This is a genomic window from Flavobacterium potami (genome assembly GCF_020026915.1).
In the GTDB taxonomy this organism is placed as follows: Bacteria; Bacteroidota; Bacteroidia; order Flavobacteriales; family Flavobacteriaceae; genus Flavobacterium; species Flavobacterium potami.
In genome coordinates, this window is record NZ_JAINUY010000004.1 from 207272 (window position 1) to 225590 (window position 18319).

General features: G+C 33.9%; 17 protein-coding genes. 7 read left to right on the plus strand and 10 right to left on the minus strand.

Annotation, left to right across the window (positions count from 1 at the left end):
- Nucleotides 1-76: 76 nt before the first annotated feature.
- From K6T82_RS13205 to feoB, 3 genes are all read left to right on the plus strand, one after another.
- The gene (locus K6T82_RS13205) at nucleotides 77-742 is read left to right on the plus strand and encodes an SCO family protein (protein WP_223706408.1); all 666 of its coding nucleotides are present in this window, start codon (nucleotides 77-79) and stop codon (nucleotides 740-742) included.
- A 103-nt stretch (nucleotides 743-845) separates the two neighbouring features.
- Nucleotides 846-1085, plus strand: a complete 240-nt coding sequence (locus tag K6T82_RS13210) for a FeoA family protein (RefSeq protein WP_144216515.1) — start codon at nucleotides 846-848, stop codon at nucleotides 1083-1085.
- Nucleotides 1085-3184 carry a ferrous iron transport protein B gene (gene feoB, locus K6T82_RS13215; protein ID WP_223706410.1) on the plus strand — a complete coding sequence of 700 codons (2100 nt, stop codon included), beginning with the start codon at nucleotides 1085-1087 and terminating at the stop codon, nucleotides 3182-3184. Before K6T82_RS13210 ends, feoB begins: the two co-directional genes overlap by 1 nt.
- Nucleotides 3185-4190: 1006 nt before the next feature.
- Here the strand turns inward: feoB and K6T82_RS13225 are convergent.
- The 3 genes from K6T82_RS13225 to K6T82_RS13235 all read right to left on the minus strand — a co-directional run bounded on the left by K6T82_RS13225 (nucleotide 4191) and on the right by K6T82_RS13235 (nucleotide 6916).
- Nucleotides 4191-4844 (minus strand): HD domain-containing protein, encoded by a 654-nt coding sequence (locus K6T82_RS13225; RefSeq protein ID WP_223706414.1) that lies wholly within the window; start codon nucleotides 4842-4844, stop codon nucleotides 4191-4193.
- A 285-nt stretch (nucleotides 4845-5129) separates the two neighbouring features.
- Complete coding sequence (locus tag K6T82_RS13230; protein ID WP_223706417.1) at nucleotides 5130-6122, minus strand: acyl-ACP desaturase; 993 nt, start codon at nucleotides 6120-6122, stop codon at nucleotides 5130-5132.
- Nucleotides 6123-6169: 47 nt separating this feature from the next.
- Nucleotides 6170-6916, minus strand: coding sequence for a lysophospholipid acyltransferase family protein (locus K6T82_RS13235; protein ID WP_223706419.1), 747 nt, complete (start codon nucleotides 6914-6916; stop codon nucleotides 6170-6172).
- Between the two features lie 125 nt (nucleotides 6917-7041).
- Here K6T82_RS13235 and rnpA point away from each other — a divergent pair, with 125 nt between their 5' ends.
- The 4 genes from rnpA to K6T82_RS13255 all read left to right on the plus strand — a co-directional run bounded on the left by rnpA (nucleotide 7042) and on the right by K6T82_RS13255 (nucleotide 10821).
- A complete protein-coding gene (gene rnpA / locus K6T82_RS13240) occupies nucleotides 7042-7446 on the plus strand; it encodes a ribonuclease P protein component (protein ID WP_223706422.1) in 405 nt (134 codons plus the stop codon).
- Nucleotides 7447-7516: 70 nt separating this feature from the next.
- Nucleotides 7517-8374, plus strand: a complete 858-nt coding sequence (locus K6T82_RS13245) for a DUF4349 domain-containing protein (RefSeq protein ID WP_223706424.1) — start codon at nucleotides 7517-7519, stop codon at nucleotides 8372-8374.
- A 2-nt stretch (nucleotides 8375-8376) separates the two neighbouring features.
- Nucleotides 8377-10014, plus strand: a complete 1638-nt coding sequence (locus tag K6T82_RS13250) for a S41 family peptidase (RefSeq protein ID WP_223706426.1) — start codon at nucleotides 8377-8379, stop codon at nucleotides 10012-10014.
- 3 nt (nucleotides 10015-10017) lie between these two features.
- Nucleotides 10018-10821 carry an OmpA family protein gene (locus tag K6T82_RS13255; protein WP_223706428.1) on the plus strand — a complete coding sequence of 268 codons (804 nt, stop codon included), beginning with the start codon at nucleotides 10018-10020 and terminating at the stop codon, nucleotides 10819-10821.
- A 2-nt stretch (nucleotides 10822-10823) separates the two neighbouring features.
- Here K6T82_RS13255 and K6T82_RS13260 read toward each other — a convergent pair whose 3' ends face one another.
- The 7 genes from K6T82_RS13260 to K6T82_RS13290 all read right to left on the minus strand — a co-directional run bounded on the left by K6T82_RS13260 (nucleotide 10824) and on the right by K6T82_RS13290 (nucleotide 18311).
- Nucleotides 10824-11375, minus strand: coding sequence for a TlpA family protein disulfide reductase (locus tag K6T82_RS13260; protein WP_223706430.1), 552 nt, complete (start codon nucleotides 11373-11375; stop codon nucleotides 10824-10826).
- A gap of 160 nt (nucleotides 11376-11535) precedes the next feature.
- Nucleotides 11536-11982 carry a GNAT family N-acetyltransferase gene (locus tag K6T82_RS13265; RefSeq protein ID WP_223706432.1) on the minus strand — a complete coding sequence of 149 codons (447 nt, stop codon included), beginning with the start codon at nucleotides 11980-11982 and terminating at the stop codon, nucleotides 11536-11538.
- Nucleotides 11983-12152: 170 nt separating this feature from the next.
- Nucleotides 12153-12794, minus strand: coding sequence for a DUF1579 domain-containing protein (locus tag K6T82_RS13270; RefSeq protein ID WP_223706434.1), 642 nt, complete (start codon nucleotides 12792-12794; stop codon nucleotides 12153-12155).
- A 248-nt stretch (nucleotides 12795-13042) separates the two neighbouring features.
- A complete protein-coding gene (locus K6T82_RS13275; RefSeq protein WP_223706436.1) occupies nucleotides 13043-14011 on the minus strand; it encodes a DUF4837 family protein in 969 nt (322 codons plus the stop codon).
- Nucleotides 14012-14058: 47 nt separating this feature from the next.
- Nucleotides 14059-15873: a LysM peptidoglycan-binding domain-containing protein gene (locus tag K6T82_RS13280; protein WP_223706438.1), complete on the minus strand. Its 1815-nt coding sequence runs from the start codon at nucleotides 15871-15873 to the stop codon at nucleotides 14059-14061.
- Nucleotides 15874-15983: 110 nt separating this feature from the next.
- The gene (locus tag K6T82_RS13285; protein WP_223706439.1) at nucleotides 15984-17171 is read right to left on the minus strand and encodes a phosphoglycerate kinase; all 1188 of its coding nucleotides are present in this window, start codon (nucleotides 17169-17171) and stop codon (nucleotides 15984-15986) included.
- A gap of 159 nt (nucleotides 17172-17330) precedes the next feature.
- Nucleotides 17331-18311 carry a PorP/SprF family type IX secretion system membrane protein gene (locus tag K6T82_RS13290; RefSeq protein WP_223706441.1) on the minus strand — a complete coding sequence of 327 codons (981 nt, stop codon included), beginning with the start codon at nucleotides 18309-18311 and terminating at the stop codon, nucleotides 17331-17333.
- Between the last annotated feature and the right edge of the window lie 8 nt (nucleotides 18312-18319).

The window sequence follows — 18319 nt, forward strand, 5'->3', positions numbered from 1 at the left end:
TACAAAAGCCTGTTAAAAAAATAACGCAGTCAGGTTTTAAAATCTGCTTTTTGTATTTTTGCGCCAAATTATTTTTATGAAATCGCTTTTATATAAGTACCGTAAATTCTTTATTGTTTTAATAGTATTTTCGGCTGTTACGATATCTTTGTTTTACTCGGCTTTAAAACCTAAAAAGACGCTTCCAATCTACAATCCGTCTGATGTAAATCCTGAATTGGTAGACAGCACCATTCAATATAAAAGCAAATACCACACGATTGCCGATTTCTCTTTTGTAAATCAAAACGGAGATACTATTACACAGAAAAATTACGAAGGAAAAATCTACGTAGCCGATTTCTTCTTTACCACTTGTGGCTCAATTTGCCCAAAAATGACAACTAATTTAGAAGATGTCCAAAAAGCGGTTATAAACAATCCGAAAGTAATGCTGCTTTCTCATACGGTTTTTCCAGAAGTTGACAGCGTTTCGGTTTTAAAAGAGTATGCTATAAAACATCATGTTGTAGACAGCAAATGGAATTTGGTTACCGGCGATAAAAAAGAAATCTACAGTATGGCCAGAAAATCGTATTTGGCTGTTAAGTTAGGAAGACCAGATCAGCTTTATGATATGGTTCATACAGAGAATTTTGTTTTGGTCGATCAAAAACGTCGCGTTCGTGGTTTTTACGACGGAACAAATAAAGAAGATATAAAACGTCTTTTAGACGACATTGATTTCCTTTCTCAGGAGTAAAATGCCTTATTTTTAGAAAGTTTTAGCATTTGTGTAACCATAAAATGCCTGTATATATAGAATAATTACCTATTTTTGCAATCTAAATTCAATCTAAATAAGCTTGCAAAATACAATACACACTCTGAAAAAAGGCGAAAAAGCCATTATCAAAGATTTTGATATCGATCTTATTCCACTTAAATTATTAGAAATGGGTTGTCTGCCTGGCAGCTTAGTTGAATTACTACAAGTTGCTCCTTTTGGTGATCCTTTATATCTAGACATAAATGGTTCGCATGTTGCCATTCGTATTGAAACTGCTCGTGAAATTGAAGTTGAACTTATACAAAACAATTTATAATGAGCGTTCAGAATATCAATGTTGCCCTTATCGGAAATCCAAATACCGGAAAAACTTCTGTATTTAATCAGTTAACAGGTCTTAACCAACAAGTTGGAAATTACCCTGGAATAACGGTGGAGAAAAAAATGGGTTTCTGCAAATTACCCAATAATGTAAAAGCCAATATCCTAGATTTACCTGGAACGTATAGTTTGAATGCAAGTTCGATGGATGAAAGCGTGGTTATTGAACTTTTATTAAATAAAAACGACAAATTATATCCCGACGTAGCGGTTGTTGTAACAGATGTTGAAAATCTGAAACGAAACTTACTGATTTATACTCAAATAAAAGACCTTGAAATTCCGACGATTTTAGTTATCAATATGTCGGATCGTATGGAACGAAAAGGAATTACTTTGGATATTCCTTATTTAGAAGAAAAACTAAAAACAAAAATTGCTTTAGTAAGTTCTCGTAAAGGTTTAGGAATTGATTATTTAAAAGAACTCATTGTTTCTTATAAAACCATTCCGCATGAACCTTGCTTGAATGCTTCTGTAATTGATCCTGAATATTTTGAAAAATTACAACACGCTTTTCCAAACCAATTGATGTACAAATTATGGCTTGTGATTACGCAAGATGTCAATTTTTCTAATTTGGACCGAAATGAAGTTCGAAACACATTCACCAAATCACATTCAGAATTAAAACGTCTTCAGCAAAAAGAAACCATTAAAAGATATCAATTTATCAATGATGTTTTAAAAGGCGGTTTGAAAGTCGATGCTTCGATGGCAAAAGATGTTCGCGCCAAATTGGATCGTATCTTAACACATAAGGTTTTTGGTTATTTGATTTTCTTTGCGATTTTATTCCTGATTTTCCAATCTATTTTCAGTTGGTCAACGATTCCGATGGATTTTATTGATAGCACTTTTGCTTCTTTGAGTAGCTGGGTTGCCGAAGAATTACCAAGCGGAATTTTAACTGATTTGCTTTCGCAAGGAATTATTCCAGGAATTGGCGGAGTTGTTATTTTCATTCCGCAGATTGCCGTTTTGTTCTTATTTATTTCGATTTTGGAAGAAAGTGGTTATATGAGCCGTGTAGTATTCTTAATGGATAAAATCATGCGTCGATTTGGACTTTCTGGAAAAAGCGTTGTGCCTTTGATTTCTGGAACAGCTTGTGCAATTCCGGCCATTATGGCGACCCGAAATATTGAGAATTGGAAAGAACGCCTTATTACGATCTTAGTAACACCATTCACAACTTGTTCGGCAAGATTACCCGTTTATGCGATTATCATTTCGCTTGTTGTACCAAGCAAACGCGTTTTCGGATTTTTGAATGTACAGGGATTAACCTTAATGGGCCTTTATGTTCTAGGATTTTTTGCCGCGATTTTGTCTGCCTATATTTTGAATAAAGTTTTAAAATTAGAATCTAAAACGTATTTCGTAGTCGAAATGCCAAGTTATAAAATGCCGCTTTTCAAGAACGTAGGAATTAATGTGGTAGAAAAAACCAAAGCCTTTATCGCCGGAGCCGGAAAAATCATTTTGGCAATTTCTATTATTTTGTGGTTCCTAGCTTCTTACGGACCTGGAAAAGAATTTAATGATGCTGAAAACATCGTAAAAGAAAGATTTGCCAATACTACTTTAGACGAAGCGCAATTTGAAAACGAAGTGAATTCTCAAAAACTAGAGAATTCTTATATCGGATTGATGGGAAGAGCAATCGAGCCGGTTATTCAGCCTTTAGGTTACGACTGGAAAATTGGTATTGCCTTAATCAGTTCGTTTGCAGCACGTGAAGTTTTCGTTGGAACTTTAGCCACTATTTACAGCGTTGGAGACAGCGACAACGAATCGACCATAAAAAGCAAAATGCAGGCAGAAGTTCGTCCTGATACAGGAGAGAAAGTTTTTGACTTTCCAACCGGAATTTCGCTATTGTTATTTTATGCTTTTGCGATGCAGTGCGCCAGTACATTGGCCATTACTAAAAAAGAAACCAATTCATGGAAATGGCCTGCTATGCAATTAGTTTTCATGAGCGGATTAGCTTATTTTGCCGCATTAATTGCGTATCAACTTTTAAAATAAAAAGTTATGTTTCAAGAAATTATAGCCTTTACCATATTAGGATTAGCCATCGCTTTTTTGATCAAAAAGTTTTTCTTTAAATCAAAAAAGAAAAAAGACTGTGGCAATGGAACAGATTGTGGATGTTCATGATCTAAGAGACAAAGGAACAAAGGCTCATAGTTATAAAGTAAAAAAGCTTCGCAAAGATTTTAATTTCTTTTCGAAGCTTTTTTTGAAAACTGCACTTAGAAAAGTCCTTTTTTGATGGTTTAAAAGCTTTTAAGGGCCTTCAGAACTTTTTTTTAAAAATACTTTCGCAAAATAAATTACATCAAAGTGACAAAATTCGAAAAAAAAGAAATCATAAGAGGTAGAAGAATCACAAGAATATTGTGGTTTTCATTTGGCTTTCTATGTGCTTTTGGACTCATGTGTCTTTTAAAATCAAGATTATAAATCATATTTAAAAGACATTAAAAAATACCATAAAAAGAGTTTCACTAAGGATATTCCTAATTCAATTCTGAAAACTGGGGCAAAACCTATTTTTGTCACTCCCACACAGAAATTAAAAGCTAAGATAAAAAAAGCCCCAGCGGGGCGACATATTTGTAGATAGATGTGTCGCCCCGCTGGGGCTTTTTTATTCGGTGTTTTGAAAAATATCCTATAAACATTTCGCTCCGCCGGAGATGAAAACTGTAACAGAAAACCTGGTTGTGGGATGTTCTTGATTATTCAGGGTACAAAATTGCAAAGTTCATAGCGACAAAGTGAAAAAAGTTAAATGTCTTATTATGATATTTTAAAAACCGAAACTACCCTAATAGTATATTTACTACAATTATTTTTGTTTTTTAATTTCATTCAAATGACACAAGAAAATAAAATAGAAATAATTAGAGACAATAGAGTTGCTCGATTATTATGGTTTACGTTAGGATTTTTCTGCGCATCAATTATTACTTATTTCGCAATGAAAGGCGTTCATTAAAAAATAAAAACTGAGACTGTGACTGAAAACTTACTTCAATCCCTCCCACTCAGCATAAAACTGAGCAAGGAAAGATTCCATGAAACGATGTCTTTCGGCGGCAATTTCTTTTCCTTTTGCAGTATTCATTTTATCTTTTAGCAATAAAAGCTTTTCGTAGAAATGATTTATCGTAGGAGCATTGTTCTTTTTGTACTCCTCTTTTGTCATATTGGTTACAGGAGCAATTTCAGGATTATATAAAGCTCTGTTCTTAAAACCACCATAATTAAACGCTCTTGCAACACCAATTGCACCAATTGCATCTAAGCGATCGGCGTCTTGTACAAGATCCAATTCGACCGAAGAGAACTTTCTTTCGAAATTTCCGCCCTTATAAGAGATATTTTCAATGATATTGACAACATGAATAATTATCTCCTCAGAAACATTTTGAGCCTCTAAAAACGCTCTTGCTGTTTTTGGGCCAATAGTTTCATCTCCGTTATGAAATTTACTATCTGCAATATCGTGCAATAAAGCGCCTAATTGTACAACAGTCAAATCACAATCGGTATCTTTTGCAATTAGAAGTGCATTTTTATAAACACGTTCAATATGAAACCAATCGTGTCCACCTTCGGCATCATTTAGTTTTTCTTTTACAAAAGCAATGGTTTTAATAATCAGTTGTGAAGCATTCATAAAGGCTTTTTTATTATGTTATAAAAAAATGTTGATTGTCAAAGATTCAAAATCTTCAACAATCAACAATATGTTTTTTTAATTAAGGCAACTTTGTTGCTTTAGCTTATTTTTCTCAAATTCTAAACTCCAATTCTCATTTTATGTCTTCCTGAGCGAAGTCGAAGGACGCACAGTAAAGATTTAGCATGAGATCCTTCGACTTCGCTCAGGAGGACAAACTTTGGGTAAAATTGCTTATTTAAATTTTAAAATTCCAATTTTAAAAAATGTAAAATCAGAAATCTACAATCTCGCAGGTTCCACCCATTTAAAGATGTGTGATTCTTGTGGAATTACAATCCTTTCAGAGATTTTCGCCATACGAGCAGGCAGTTTCATTAAATAGTCACGCGCTTTTTCTGCTTCGTCAGTCAAATTAGAAATTTTATCAATTTCCCATTTGTTCATTAATTTCTGCATGATTTCTACGTAATCATTAGCTGTGTAAACTCCGATACGCTGTGCCGAATCTGAAAATTGCTCAAAAGCAGTACTGATTTTTTGTCCAGATTCTCTCAAGAAGTGAGCCGGCATCACGATTTTTTGTTTCATCATGTATTGAAACGCCAACATCATTTCGCTTGGGTCTACTTGGAAAATTCTAGTTACAAATTCGCTGTATGCATGGTGGTGACGCATTTCGTCTCCTGCAATCATTTTACACATTTTAGACAACTTGTTATCGCCAAATTTCTTTGCGATTTGCGAAACTCTATTGTGAGAAACGTAAGTTGCTAATTCCTGGAAACTAGTGTATACAAAGTTTTTGTATGGATCAGATCCAGTTCCAATATCAAAACCGTCGTTGATCAAATGCTGTGTTGTCATTTCGATTTCACGCATGTTCACACGACCAGACAAATACAAGTATTTATTCAAAAGATCTCCGTGGCGGTTTTCTTCTCCGGTCCATTGACGGATCCATTTAGACCAACCGTTTCCACCATCTTCTACTTGGTTTACACCTTCAACATCCATTAACCAAGACTCATATGTAGGTAAAGCTTCCTCAGTGATTGTATCACCAACAAGCGTAACCCAGAAATCGTATGGAAGTTCTTTAGCGATTTCACGTAGTTCTTTTACCTCTTCAAAGAAATTTTCTCCTTCAGAATTTGGTAAAAAATCAGACGGTTGCCAAATTTTTTCCACTGGAATTAAATACTGTTCAACGAAGCTATCCACGTTTTTTTCCAAAAACTGCATTACTTCTAATCTAATGTTTTTTATAGACATTACTTATTTATAGATTTGGGTTTTACATTTTAGCTCGGGACTAAAACTTAAACCTGTTTATACTCATTTATTCCTTCTTTAACTGCTTTTTCAGTAATCTCCATCAGCTCTTCAAATTTGTAATCTTTGACTGCCAAGGCTGGATGAGCTGTAAATTTCAGGTGATTTCCTAAACCAACAGGAAAAAAACCAAATTTTACCATTTTCCAAGAATTATTGATACTCACTGGCACAACATATGCAGATGGCGCATATTTGCACAAAATTTTTAAGCCGCTTTGAGCGAATTCTTTTGGAACACCCGTTTTACTTCTTGTTCCTTCCGGAAAAATAACGGCAGATCTAGTATTTTTTTCGATATATTCAGACAAGCCTTTGATAACTGGTATCGCTTGTTTAGGGTCTTTTCGGTCTATTAGCACAGAACCTCCGTGTTTCAAGTTATAAGAAACACTTGGAATTCCGCTTCCTAACTCCTTCTTACTTACAAATTTACAATGAAAACGTCTAAAATACCAAATCATTGCCACGATATCGTACATACTTTGGTGATTTGCCACAAAAATAATCGGCACTCCTTTCGGAATTGTATCCCTATTTTCGATCGTATATCTTGTTCCCACAAGATTGGTGCATCTTAGAAGGAAGAAGTTTAAATAATCAACACTTTTTTTGTGAGCTTGGTAACCAAAAACATTTAAACAAATCCATTGAATTGGATGAAAAACAGCCAAACACAAACCAAATAATAAATAGTAAATTACCGATATTGGATAAGATATAATTTTTTCCATGCTTCAAAAATTAATGCGCAAAAGTAATAAATATATTTTTAGACTTATTAAAATTGAAAACAATAACCGTTTTTCTGGTTTAATTGTACCTTTGTAGCAAAATTTGCAAATTTTTTCTGAATTAAATGAACTTTACTTACCCTAAAAACGAGCGTTTAAAAAGCAAAACCACAATTGGATTACTGTTTTCTGAAGGAAAATCGGTATCTAAATATCCGCTTCGTTTGGTTTACCGTCAAGCGGAAGAAAATTCAGAAGAAACTACTAAAATTGGTGTTTCGGTTTCAAAGAAATATTTTAAGAAAGCCGTTGATCGAAATTACTTCAAAAGAGTTTTGAGAGAAACCTATCGATTGAACAAACATTTACTTTTAGATAATCTAGATCAGCCGTATTCTATCATGCTTTTTTATCAAACCAAAGACCGATTGTCTTACGAAGAAATCAACACCAAAATGATTCAGTTGTTTGAGAAATTCTCACTTCAAATCAATAAATCGGAAGATTCTGAAACAAAAATCGAATCGTAAATTCCAAAACGTAAGATTAATAAGCAACTTAGACAAAAAAATCGTAGTTTTAGCTCTAAATTGAAATTCTATGCGACATATTTTCTATTTAGTTGTTTTTGTTTTAATTCTTTCTGGATGCAATAAAGCTGATGCTTCTTATGAAGACAACATGATTGTTTCTGCTGTCAAAATACCTGCAAAAGCAGAAAGTGTTGCTTATGACAGAAAAGATGATGTTGCATCTCCACAGCAACCACCTCCACCAGCTCCAAAAGATAAACAACAAATCGAGCAAAAAATCATAAAAGAAGCGACTTTAAAATTTGAAACTGATAATTTAGAAAAAGCTTTCGCTCAAATTCAAAAAGCGGTTGCTAATAGTAAAGCAAGAATTATCAATGATTCTGAAGGAAAAGATTTTGCAACCCAATTTAGAAATCTTACTATAAAAGTACCAAGTCAGAATTTTGACCGTTTTATAAATGATGTTTCAAAAGGTGTTTCCTATTTTGAAGTTAAAAATATCTCTGCACAAGATGTTACAGAACAATATATTGATTTAACTTCTCGATTAAAAACAAAGAAAAAGCTCGAGGAACGTTATCTTGAAATTTTAAAAAAAGCGAACAAAGTCAGTGAGATTTTAGAAATTGAAGAACAAATTTCGAATATTCGCGAAGAAATTGAAGCCAAAGAAGGGCAACTGAAATATCTAGAAAGCCGCGTTTCTGACAGCACAATTACGATTGAATTTTATAAAACAATAGCAGAAAAAGAAGGAGTTAAAATATCATACGGTTCCAAACTTTGGAGCGCGATTGAATCTGGATTCTATAGTTTGTCCGATTTATTGCTTTCCTTATTAAGCGCTTGGCCATTTGTCATTTTATTTGTTGTATTTGCCTATTTTATTAGAAAAAGATTAAAAAGAAGAAAAAAAGAATAATCATGTATCCGTATTTCAAAAAGAAATTTATTATACCAGTCGCTGCGGCGGGAATGTTGTTTGTTGGAACCAGTTTTAAAGAAGATTTTTTTGAAATTGCCAAACAGATCGAGATTTTCACCACTTTATTTAAAGCAGTAAATACCAATTACGTAGACGAAACCAATCCGGGCGATTTGATGGACAAAGCGATCAAAAGCATGTTGGCGAGTTTAGATCCGTACACGGTTTATTTTAATGAGCAGGATGTTGTTAATTTTAAAATCAACAATACGGGAGAATATACTGGAATAGGTGCTTTGATTTCTAGAAAAAAGGACCGTTTGATTGTTCGCGAACCTTATAAAAATTATCCTGCCGATAAAGCAGGACTTAAAGCGGGTGACGAAATTATCCAAATTGGTGACATTTTAATTGCCGATTTTAAAGACGATGCTTCACAATTATTGAAAGGAACAAAAAATACCAAAATCAACATCAAATACCTGCGTCAGGGAAAAACGAATACTACCGTTTTGGTTTTGGATGAAGTAGATATCAAATCGGTTCCGTTCTATGGAAAAATTGATGATAAAACAGGATATATTGTTTTGGCACATTTTAGCAGAAAAGCTTCAGCAGAGGTTAAAGACGCATTGGAGAAATTAAAAGCTGATGGAGCTACGCAAATCGTTTTAGATTTGAGAGGAAATCCTGGAGGTTTATTAAACGAAGCAATTGATATCTGTAATTTGTTTGTTCCGAAGAATGAAGTAATAGTAACAACCAAATCTCGAATTGAAAAACATAATAATACTTATAAAACACAAAAAGAGCCAGTTGACACACAAATTCCGTTAGCGATTTTGGTAAACGGAAGAAGTGCATCGGCATCTGAAATTGTTTCGGGTGCTTTGCAGGATTTAGATCGCGCGGTTGTTTTAGGAAGTAGAAGTTTCGGAAAAGGTTTGGTTCAGCGTTCGGTTGATCTGACTTACGGAACGCAGTTGAAAGTAACCATTTCTAGATATTATACTCCGTCTGGAAGATGTATCCAAGCTTTGGATTACGCCCATAAAGATAAAAATGGTGTTGCACAGAAAACAGATGCTAAGAATTTCAACGCTTTCAAAACCAGAAAAGGAAGAACGGTTTATGATGGCGGAGGAGTTTTACCAGATATTGAACTGGAAGAAACAAAGACCAGTCCGATTGCAACCGCTTTAATTAAAAATGATGGTGTTTTTGATTACGCAACCAGTTATTATTATAAAAATCCGAATTTGGGAGATAAGATTCCAACTATCTCAGATGCAGATTATAGCGCTTTCAAGCAATTTCTGAAAACCAATAAAATCTCTTTTGATACTGAAACCGAAGTGGCTTTGAGAAATACTTTAGCTGCAGCTAAAAATGAAAAAATAGATGAAACAATTGCTCCTGAATATCAACAATTATTAGCCGCTTTAGAAAAAAGCGAAAGTACTTTATTGGATAAAAACCAAAAAGAAATTAAAAACATGATTCAAGAAGAATTGATTAAAAGATACCAATATCAGGAAGGTTTGTATCAGTTTTACATTAAAAATAATTCTGAAATCAAGAGAGCAGTAAACGTATTAAATAATCAGACAGAATATAAAACGATTTTAAAAATGTAGTGAATGAAGCTAACCCTCGCCCTACTTCTTTTATCTTTTTATACAGTACCGGCGCAGCAAAAACCTGTTGAAACAATCTATTTTGAATTTGATAGATACGATTTAACAGCCAAACAAATTAAGGTTGTCTCCGACTTTATAAAAAACATAGACACATCAAAAGTGGAGTCGATAGAGATTTATGGCTATTGCGATGACAGGGGGACAGATCACTACAATTTTAAATTATCGAATAAACGGGCCAATACGATTCAGAACCTACTGATCAGAAAAGGATTTAATCCGGATAAAATTGTCATTCGTGAAGGAAAAGGCCGGATTGTTGTAAAAGCAGATACGATCGAGAATCTTTACGAAACCCGTTTACATAATCGGCGGGTTGATTTAATTGTAGTTAAAAAAGAGGATTTTGGAAAAGGCATTATTACTTCCTTCAAAGACAATTTAAAAGTTGGCGATAAAGTTTGTCTCGAATCTATTTTGTTTGATATTGGAAGTGCAAAACTAACCAGCACAGCAAAAAAAGAACTGGACAAAGTTGCGACAACACTTCAAAAACATTTAAATCTAAAATTTGAAATCCGCGGTCACGTTTGCTGTACTCCCGAGATTTATCACGACGGAATAGATCGGGCAACCAAAGAAAGAAGGCTTTCTTGGAATCGGGCCAAAACCGTTTTTCATTATTTAATTTCCAAAAAAATATCCAAAAGCCGCATGACCTATGTTGGATGCGGCAATAAATATCCACTCGGTAAAGGCGATAAATACGACCGTCGTGTGGAGTTTCTGATTACTCAGATCTAGTTTTAACGTGGCGGTGCAGGTCTGTTAGAAACTGTATTATCTGACTCTAATATTTCCTTTCCATTCAAAAATTTATTGATTACTACTTCATTCAAAGTGTAAGGTTCACCAATCCATCTTATAATTCCTTTATTATCAATTAAAAATGTTTTTGGAATAGCATAACTTCCCTGATCATCATCGACAACAAAATCGGTTAATGCTTTTTTAGTCTGATCGCTTACTACTATCGAATTAAACTTAACGCGTTCAAGTGTCTTTTTCGTTTTTTCAGGAGATTCGTCTGTTATGGAAATAAAAACGAAGTCTTTATTTTTCTTATAATTTTCTTGCAGTTTGTTAAGATTTGGAACTTCTGCTAAACAAGTTGTACACCAAGTAGCCCAAAACTCCAGTAAAATATATTTTTTATCGAAATTTTTGTCTTTCGGCTCATTTTGAAGATAATTGGTAATATTCAATTTAGGCGCTTTATCACCAACTTTATATTTTAGCTGACTAAAAGTTTGATTTGAAACCACGAATGCAAACAATAACAGGATGGCATTTTTCATGTTTGATTTTTATTTCTAAATTAAATAAAAATCAAATTGAAAATCATCTAACACAAAAGCATTACATGGCTAAAAAAACAAAAAAAGAGCGTAAGTCTTTTAAAAATTGGACTTGCGCTCTTAAATGAAAAATTCGTTTGATGTGTTTTTGTATGAATAATCAACCACGAATCATATCAATATGTTCGATATCATCTTCCAAATACATTTCACTGATTTGAACAAAACCATGACTTTCGTAGAATTTTTTCAGATATAATTGAGCCGCAATAGTAATTTTATCTTTTCCGAAATTAGATTTAATTCCTGCAATGGCTTCACGCATTAAATCATGACCCCATTTTCTGTCTCGATAATTTTCATCTACAACCACTCTTCCTATCGAAGCGTTATCGAAACTGATTCCCGCATCAAATAAACGAGAATAAGCCACAATTTTACCCTCAAACTCTCCAATCAGGTGTAATGCTTTCTTGTCTTTTCCGTCAAGATCTAAATAGACGCAGTTTTGCTCCACTACAAAGATCTGACTTCTCAATTGAAGCAAATCGTATAACTCGGTAACAGTTAATGCCTCAAAAGGCTTTATTTTCCATTTTAATTCCATTATTATTTTTTATGTTTTGCCACGAAGGCACTAAGGCGCTAAGTTATATTATTTTTTTAGCCCGCTAAAACTTCTCATACAAATCGAAAAGGCACAAAGTTATATCTCATAAAAATAAACTTTGCGCCTTTGTCACTTTGTTACTTTGCAACTTTGTCCCTTAGAAAAAACTATTTTTTCGTCATTACAATTTCCATGCTTTTATATTCTGATCCGTTTTTGACATCGTACATTTCCATTTTTCTTGTCTTTGGATCTACGATGGTATAAACTTCCCGATAAGGCGTTTTTTTACCATTAACCGGATTTACCATTTCACCTTTTAATTCCATGCTTTTTTTGCCCTCATCGTATTTTCCCATTGCAACCATCATTCCCGTTCCCATATTGTCAATGAAAGTGGTGGTGTATTCTTGACTGGCATTATTGTAGGCTAAAGTGCTTTTTCCTTCAAAAGGTTGTCCCATCATGGTTCCTTTATAATCGGCTTCCTGATAACGGCCGCCTAAAATCATTCTGATTACGGCTACTGATGTTGCTTTTTCTGGTTTTCCGTTTGCTTCTGACCAAAATGTCATATCACAATTCCATGTTCCAACTTCATCTGCCATCATCTTATGTGGATTTCCAGGAGTTGCATATTCTTGCCAAGCTTTCATTTGTGCGGCAGAATCTACTGGTTCTTCAATAAGGGGTTCTTCGGTTTTCACAGCTAGAGAATCATTTGCTGTTGCAACTTCTGTCTTTATTTCTTTTTTACAGGAAATAAAACACATGGTTATAAGCACTAATGTGATGGTTACTTTTTTCATAACTATTTGTTTTAATGTTTGTTACAAATAAAGTTACGGATTTTTTTTTTGTTTCAAGTTTTAGGTTTCAAGTTTCAAGTTGATATGCTTTGTCATTGTTACGCAGAGGTCACAGAATTTTGCGCTGAGAACGCTGGATTTTTTTATGAGAAGGCGAAGGTCGCAGAGAGTTTGAAACTTGAAACCTAAAACTTGAAACCTGAAACTTGAAACCTCAAACTTGAAACTTGAAACTTGAAACTAAATTTCTAACGTTTGTCGACTTTAACTGTTTTTATGATTGCTTCCAGTTCTAACATTAGGTCACGTTCTTGGTGTGAAGGTGAATAACAAAATCCTTCGATTACTAAAACTCGATTGAAGGTTTTGTCTAAAATTGCATAATTAATGAAAGGTCCAGTCATGAAGTCATTTTTTAGCTCCCAGGTTCCTTTTGTCTCATACGCATCTTTATGGTCTAATTCTATTTTTGAAAAATAAGGCGCATAGGCTTCGCTGGTAATCATTTGTGTATTCAATTCACGACCTTTAATATATTTTCCAACGGAATCGCGCATTTTTACAATGGCGTTTATGACGTCTTTTTTCTTCTTGAAGTTGTTAATTGGAACTTGGTACATCAATAAACTTGTGTTTCCACTGATGATTTCTTTTTTTAACCAAATAAATTTCTTCTTGTGCAACATGTATTCATAACCAGTTGGAATCTGAATACTGATGTGAAATTTATTTTTTATAATGGTTTTATTTAATAGTGACGAACTATTGTCTTCCTGAATTTTTTTAAGCTCTGCGTCGTGAATCTCTTTTATAATCTCTGCAGAATTATCTTCTATACTACAAATAAGATCATCCACAGATTTTCCGTAAATACGAAAAGTATTGTGAGGCAAGTCTTTATTTCGAATGATTTCGAATTTATCTACTGGTGCTTTTTTAACGACAATAATACTTCGGCTGTCGGTTACAAAGCCTTCCAATAATCTGGCTGGATATTGATTGATGGTAAAAAGCGGTTCTTCTTGGGTAAGTCCAAGAACCGGCGAAGCAAATTTATTTCGAATACTATCGCCTACTTCTCCATACCACAACTGATCATCAATAATGACAGAAATAGTATTTGTTTTTCCAGAAACTGTTTCATTTTGTTTTTCACCTTTAAAACAAGAAACCAGAAAAAATGGAAGTAATAGCAATAAAAAATGGGTTTTATTCATTTTCTTAATTTATGAAATAAAACCCAAATTTAAATAAGATTTTGTATTTATCCGTTTATTTTAAGTTTCATTCCCGGTTTAATATCTTCATCTTTAATACCATTCCATTTTTTAATATCTGAAATTGTTACTCCAGGATATTTTTTAGAAATGCTATATAAAGAGTCTCCTTTTTTAACGTAATAATCTTCACCAACGTTTTTAGAAACTGCTTTTTTCTTGAATGAATCAACCGAGTTTGAGGCAATTGCCGTTGTAGCAGGTTCTTCAATAACTATCGCTGCTTTCGAAATAATTAGGGTTTTACCTAAACCAATATTATTTGAAGTTAGATTATTAAGCTCTTTTAACTCCGCAATAGTCGTACCGAACTTTTTGGCAATGCTTCCTAAATTGTCTCCGGCTACTACAACATAGTCCATATCAACGGCTGATGGTTTGTTTTTTTCATCAGCAGATGCAATAGCTTCTTCTCTTTTTTCTACAATTGGAGCTGCTTTAACAGGAGTTTCTTCTTCAGATTTAATTTTTAAACTTCTACCGATTGCAACAGCATTCGTTTTTAAATTATTCCATTTTTTAATTTCGCTGATGCTTACATTGTACTTAGAGGCAATGGCTCCTAAGTTATCTCCTTTGCGAACTTTATAAAATTCGAAATCGCCACTTTCAATAGTTGCTGGTTTTGCTGGTGCTGGTTTTGCTTTTGGTGCATATTTAACCGCCAATCTAGACGATGTAGACTTCATCTCAGCATCATACTTTACGTAAGCATAAATCTGTGGTTCATTAGAAACAAATGTTGCTATTTTATCTTTTGGAAGACGAATAAAATGTTGTTCTCCTTGATAAAAAGGAACAACTTCCATTTTATAAGAAGGATTTAAAAGTTTGATTTGAGATTGCGGCATATCTAATAAATCGGCAATCTGCTTGAAAGACATTTGATTTTTTACACAAACAGTATCGGTTTCAAAATTTTTAACCACTGCTCTTTCCGGATTAATTCCGTGTTCTTTGTGGTATTCAAAAAGATACATTGTTGCTAAGAAAGCAGGAACGTAACCTTGAGTTTCTCTTGGAAGATAATTACGAATGTCCCAGTATTTTGTTTTTCCACCAGAGCGACGAATTGCTTTGGTAACATTTCCTGGACCTGAGTTGTAAGAAGCCAAAACCAGTTCCCAGTCGCCAAAAATATTGAACATTTTGCTCATGTATTCTGAAGCTGCTGCTGTAGCTTTAAGAGGATCGCTTCTTTCGTCGATATAAGAGTCGATTTTAAGAGCGTATTGTTTTCCGGTTCCGTACATAAACTGCCAAAGTCCCGTGGCGCCCATTTTAGAAACTGCTTTAGGATTTAAAGCAGATTCTACAACGGCTAAATATTTTATTTCCAAAGGAACGTTTTGTTTGGCAAAAGCATCCTCAAAGATTGGGAAATAATATTCTGATAAAGCCATTAATCGAGAAAACGATTTTTTACGGTTCTTGAGAAATGACTTTATTATATTTTCTAAACCTTGATTGTATTCGATTTCAAAGGGTGATTTTTCATTCATCAACGCCAAACGTTGCTTTAGCAATTCGGTTGGCAATTCTTCATCGACAGTTACATCCTTATTGATGGTTTGAATGTCTTTAGTTAAATCGTCGTAGATATCTAGACTTACTAATTCATTCATCCAAAGACTATCTACTTTTGAAGCTAATTGGTCTCTTTTGAATGTGCTTTTAATAGAATCTAAATACGACAACTTAATGTCTTGCTTGATCTCTTTCGAAAATTCTGCAGATTCCTGCGCGAACATCGACATAGAGAACAAAGCTGTCACCACTAAGGATATTTTCTTTACAATCATATAACATTATTTTAAAATTCTGTAATTCAAACAATTACAAGAGTTGTATTTTTGCAAATCTAAGCCCTTTATTGAAGAAAAGTATTTAAAAAAATGTTAATTGTGATTTTTTAGTCTAAAATCGCAGCGATTCCAGGTAAAACTTTCCCTTCTAACATTTCTAGCATTGCCCCACCACCAGTAGAAACATAGCTCATTTTGTCTTCAAATCCGAACTGTTTTACAGCTGCAACAGAATCTCCACCACCAACTAATGAAAATGCTCCATTTGCCGTAGCTTCTGCGATATAATCTCCTAATGCGATCGTTCCTTTAGAGAAAGTTTCCATTTCAAAAACTCCTAATGGACCATTCCAAAGAATAGTTTTTGATTCTAAAATTACTTTTTTGAAGTTTTCTCTAGATTTTGGACCTGCATCTAAACCTTGCCATCCGTCAGGAATTGCAGTTACATCTACAACCTGAGTATTTGCAGTGTTTGAGAAATCGTCTGCAGCAATAACATCAACAGGAATATGAACCTGAACGCCTTTTTCTTTTGCTAATCTTAAAATTTCAAGAGCTAAATCTAATTTGTCATCTTCGCAGATAGACTCACCGATTTTTCCTCCTTGCGCTTTGATGAAAGTAAAAGTCATTCCTCCTCCAATAATCATGTGATCTACTTTATCTAAGATATTTTCGATAACAGTAATTTTAGAAGAAACTTTAGAACCACCAAGTACAGCAGTTACAGGTTTTTCACTGTTTTTAAGAACTTTATTTAAACTGTCAATTTCTTTAGCCAATAATGTTCCGAAACATTTATCGTTTGGAAAAAATTGTGCGATAATTGTAGTAGATGCGTGTGCTCTGTGAGCTGTACCAAATGCATCGTTTACATAAATATCTCCAAGAGAAGCCAATTCTTTAGCGAAAGCAACATCTCCAGCTTCTTCTTCTGCGTGGAAACGTAAATTTTCTAATAAAAGAACTTCGCCTGGTTTTAAATCTTTTGCTGCTGTTTGAGCTGGTTCTCCAACGCAGTTTTCAGCAAATTTTACCTCAACTCCTAAAATTTCAGAAGCGGTACTTAAGATATGTTTTAGAGAATATTTCTCTTCTGCTCCTTTTGGTCTTCCTAAATGTGACATTAAAATCACACTTCCGCCTTGAGCTAGAATAGCATCAATTGTTGGCTTAGCTGCTTCAATACGTGTTGTATCTGTTACATTAAAATTTTCATCCAATGGCACGTTGAAGTCTACACGGATAATTGCTTTTTTATTTTTAAAATCGAAATCATTTAAAGTTTTCATCTGCTAATTTTTTTTAATTTTTTGAAAGAATAACAAATATAGAACTTTTACGGTACTCTAAATTTCAAAAAAGCAAAAATAATCGATCAATAAAAACGAAAACGTTGTAAATTATGAAAACAAACAAAATTATTCTCAAAGATGATAAAAATTACCTGTCTAATCGTGAACCGGACTTTGTGTACACGGACAGTTACTGATAGATTGCAAGAAATCAAATCCGATTGTAATCGAATGTGTTCCTGAATTGTAGCTTCCAAGTCCATTAAACATCATTTGGTAAGAATACGCAAAATAGAATTTTGACTTCATAAAACCAGCCATAGGTCCCGCAGCCAGAGGTTTCGGGAATTGGTCATTTAAGAAACGATATGAAACTCCGATCCAGTAATAATCTTCATAACGGTTGTAACGTCTGTATTTGAAGTTGAAATCGGTTGTAGAACGCTGGTCACTCGCAAAATATTGCAGGAATACAGATGGTTCGTATTCGATACGTCTGTTTTCTCCATCTTTAAAAGTAAATCCAGAATATACCTGAAAGTTAGAAAGTAAATCTGGCTCGTTTGTTCTTTCCTTAGTCAAATTTTTCTTTAAAACGTTATTGGCGTTAAAACTAAGGTAAAAACCTTTGTAACGATACAAAGCACTGATGTCAAAGTTATTATTTGATGTCTGACGATTGTCTGTTACTGATGGATCTACTCCTCCGGGAGCTCCATTTACATCTCCGGTAAAATTACCAGTCTCTAAACGAAAACTATTGAAATTGTACGAAATACCAAAAGACAGATATTGTTCTGAATAATAATCTAGGATAAGGTGATGCGCAAACGAAATTTTAGCTCCTGTTTGTTTGGTATTACCGTTGCTGTCATTATACAATGACAAACCAACTCCAGAACGATCAAGAACACGAAAATCGGCATACAATGATTGGTTGTCTGGTGCATCTTTAATTCCGACCCACTGTGTAAGACCATTGGCTCTAATACGAAGATTATCTCCAATACCGGCATAGGCAGGTGAAAGAATAAAAGGGTTATCAGCCAAATACTGAGTAAACACTGGTAGGTTTAACTCTTGGCTGTAACTTGTTGTTACAGCCATGAGTACTAAGGATAAAATAAACTTTTTCATTGTAATAA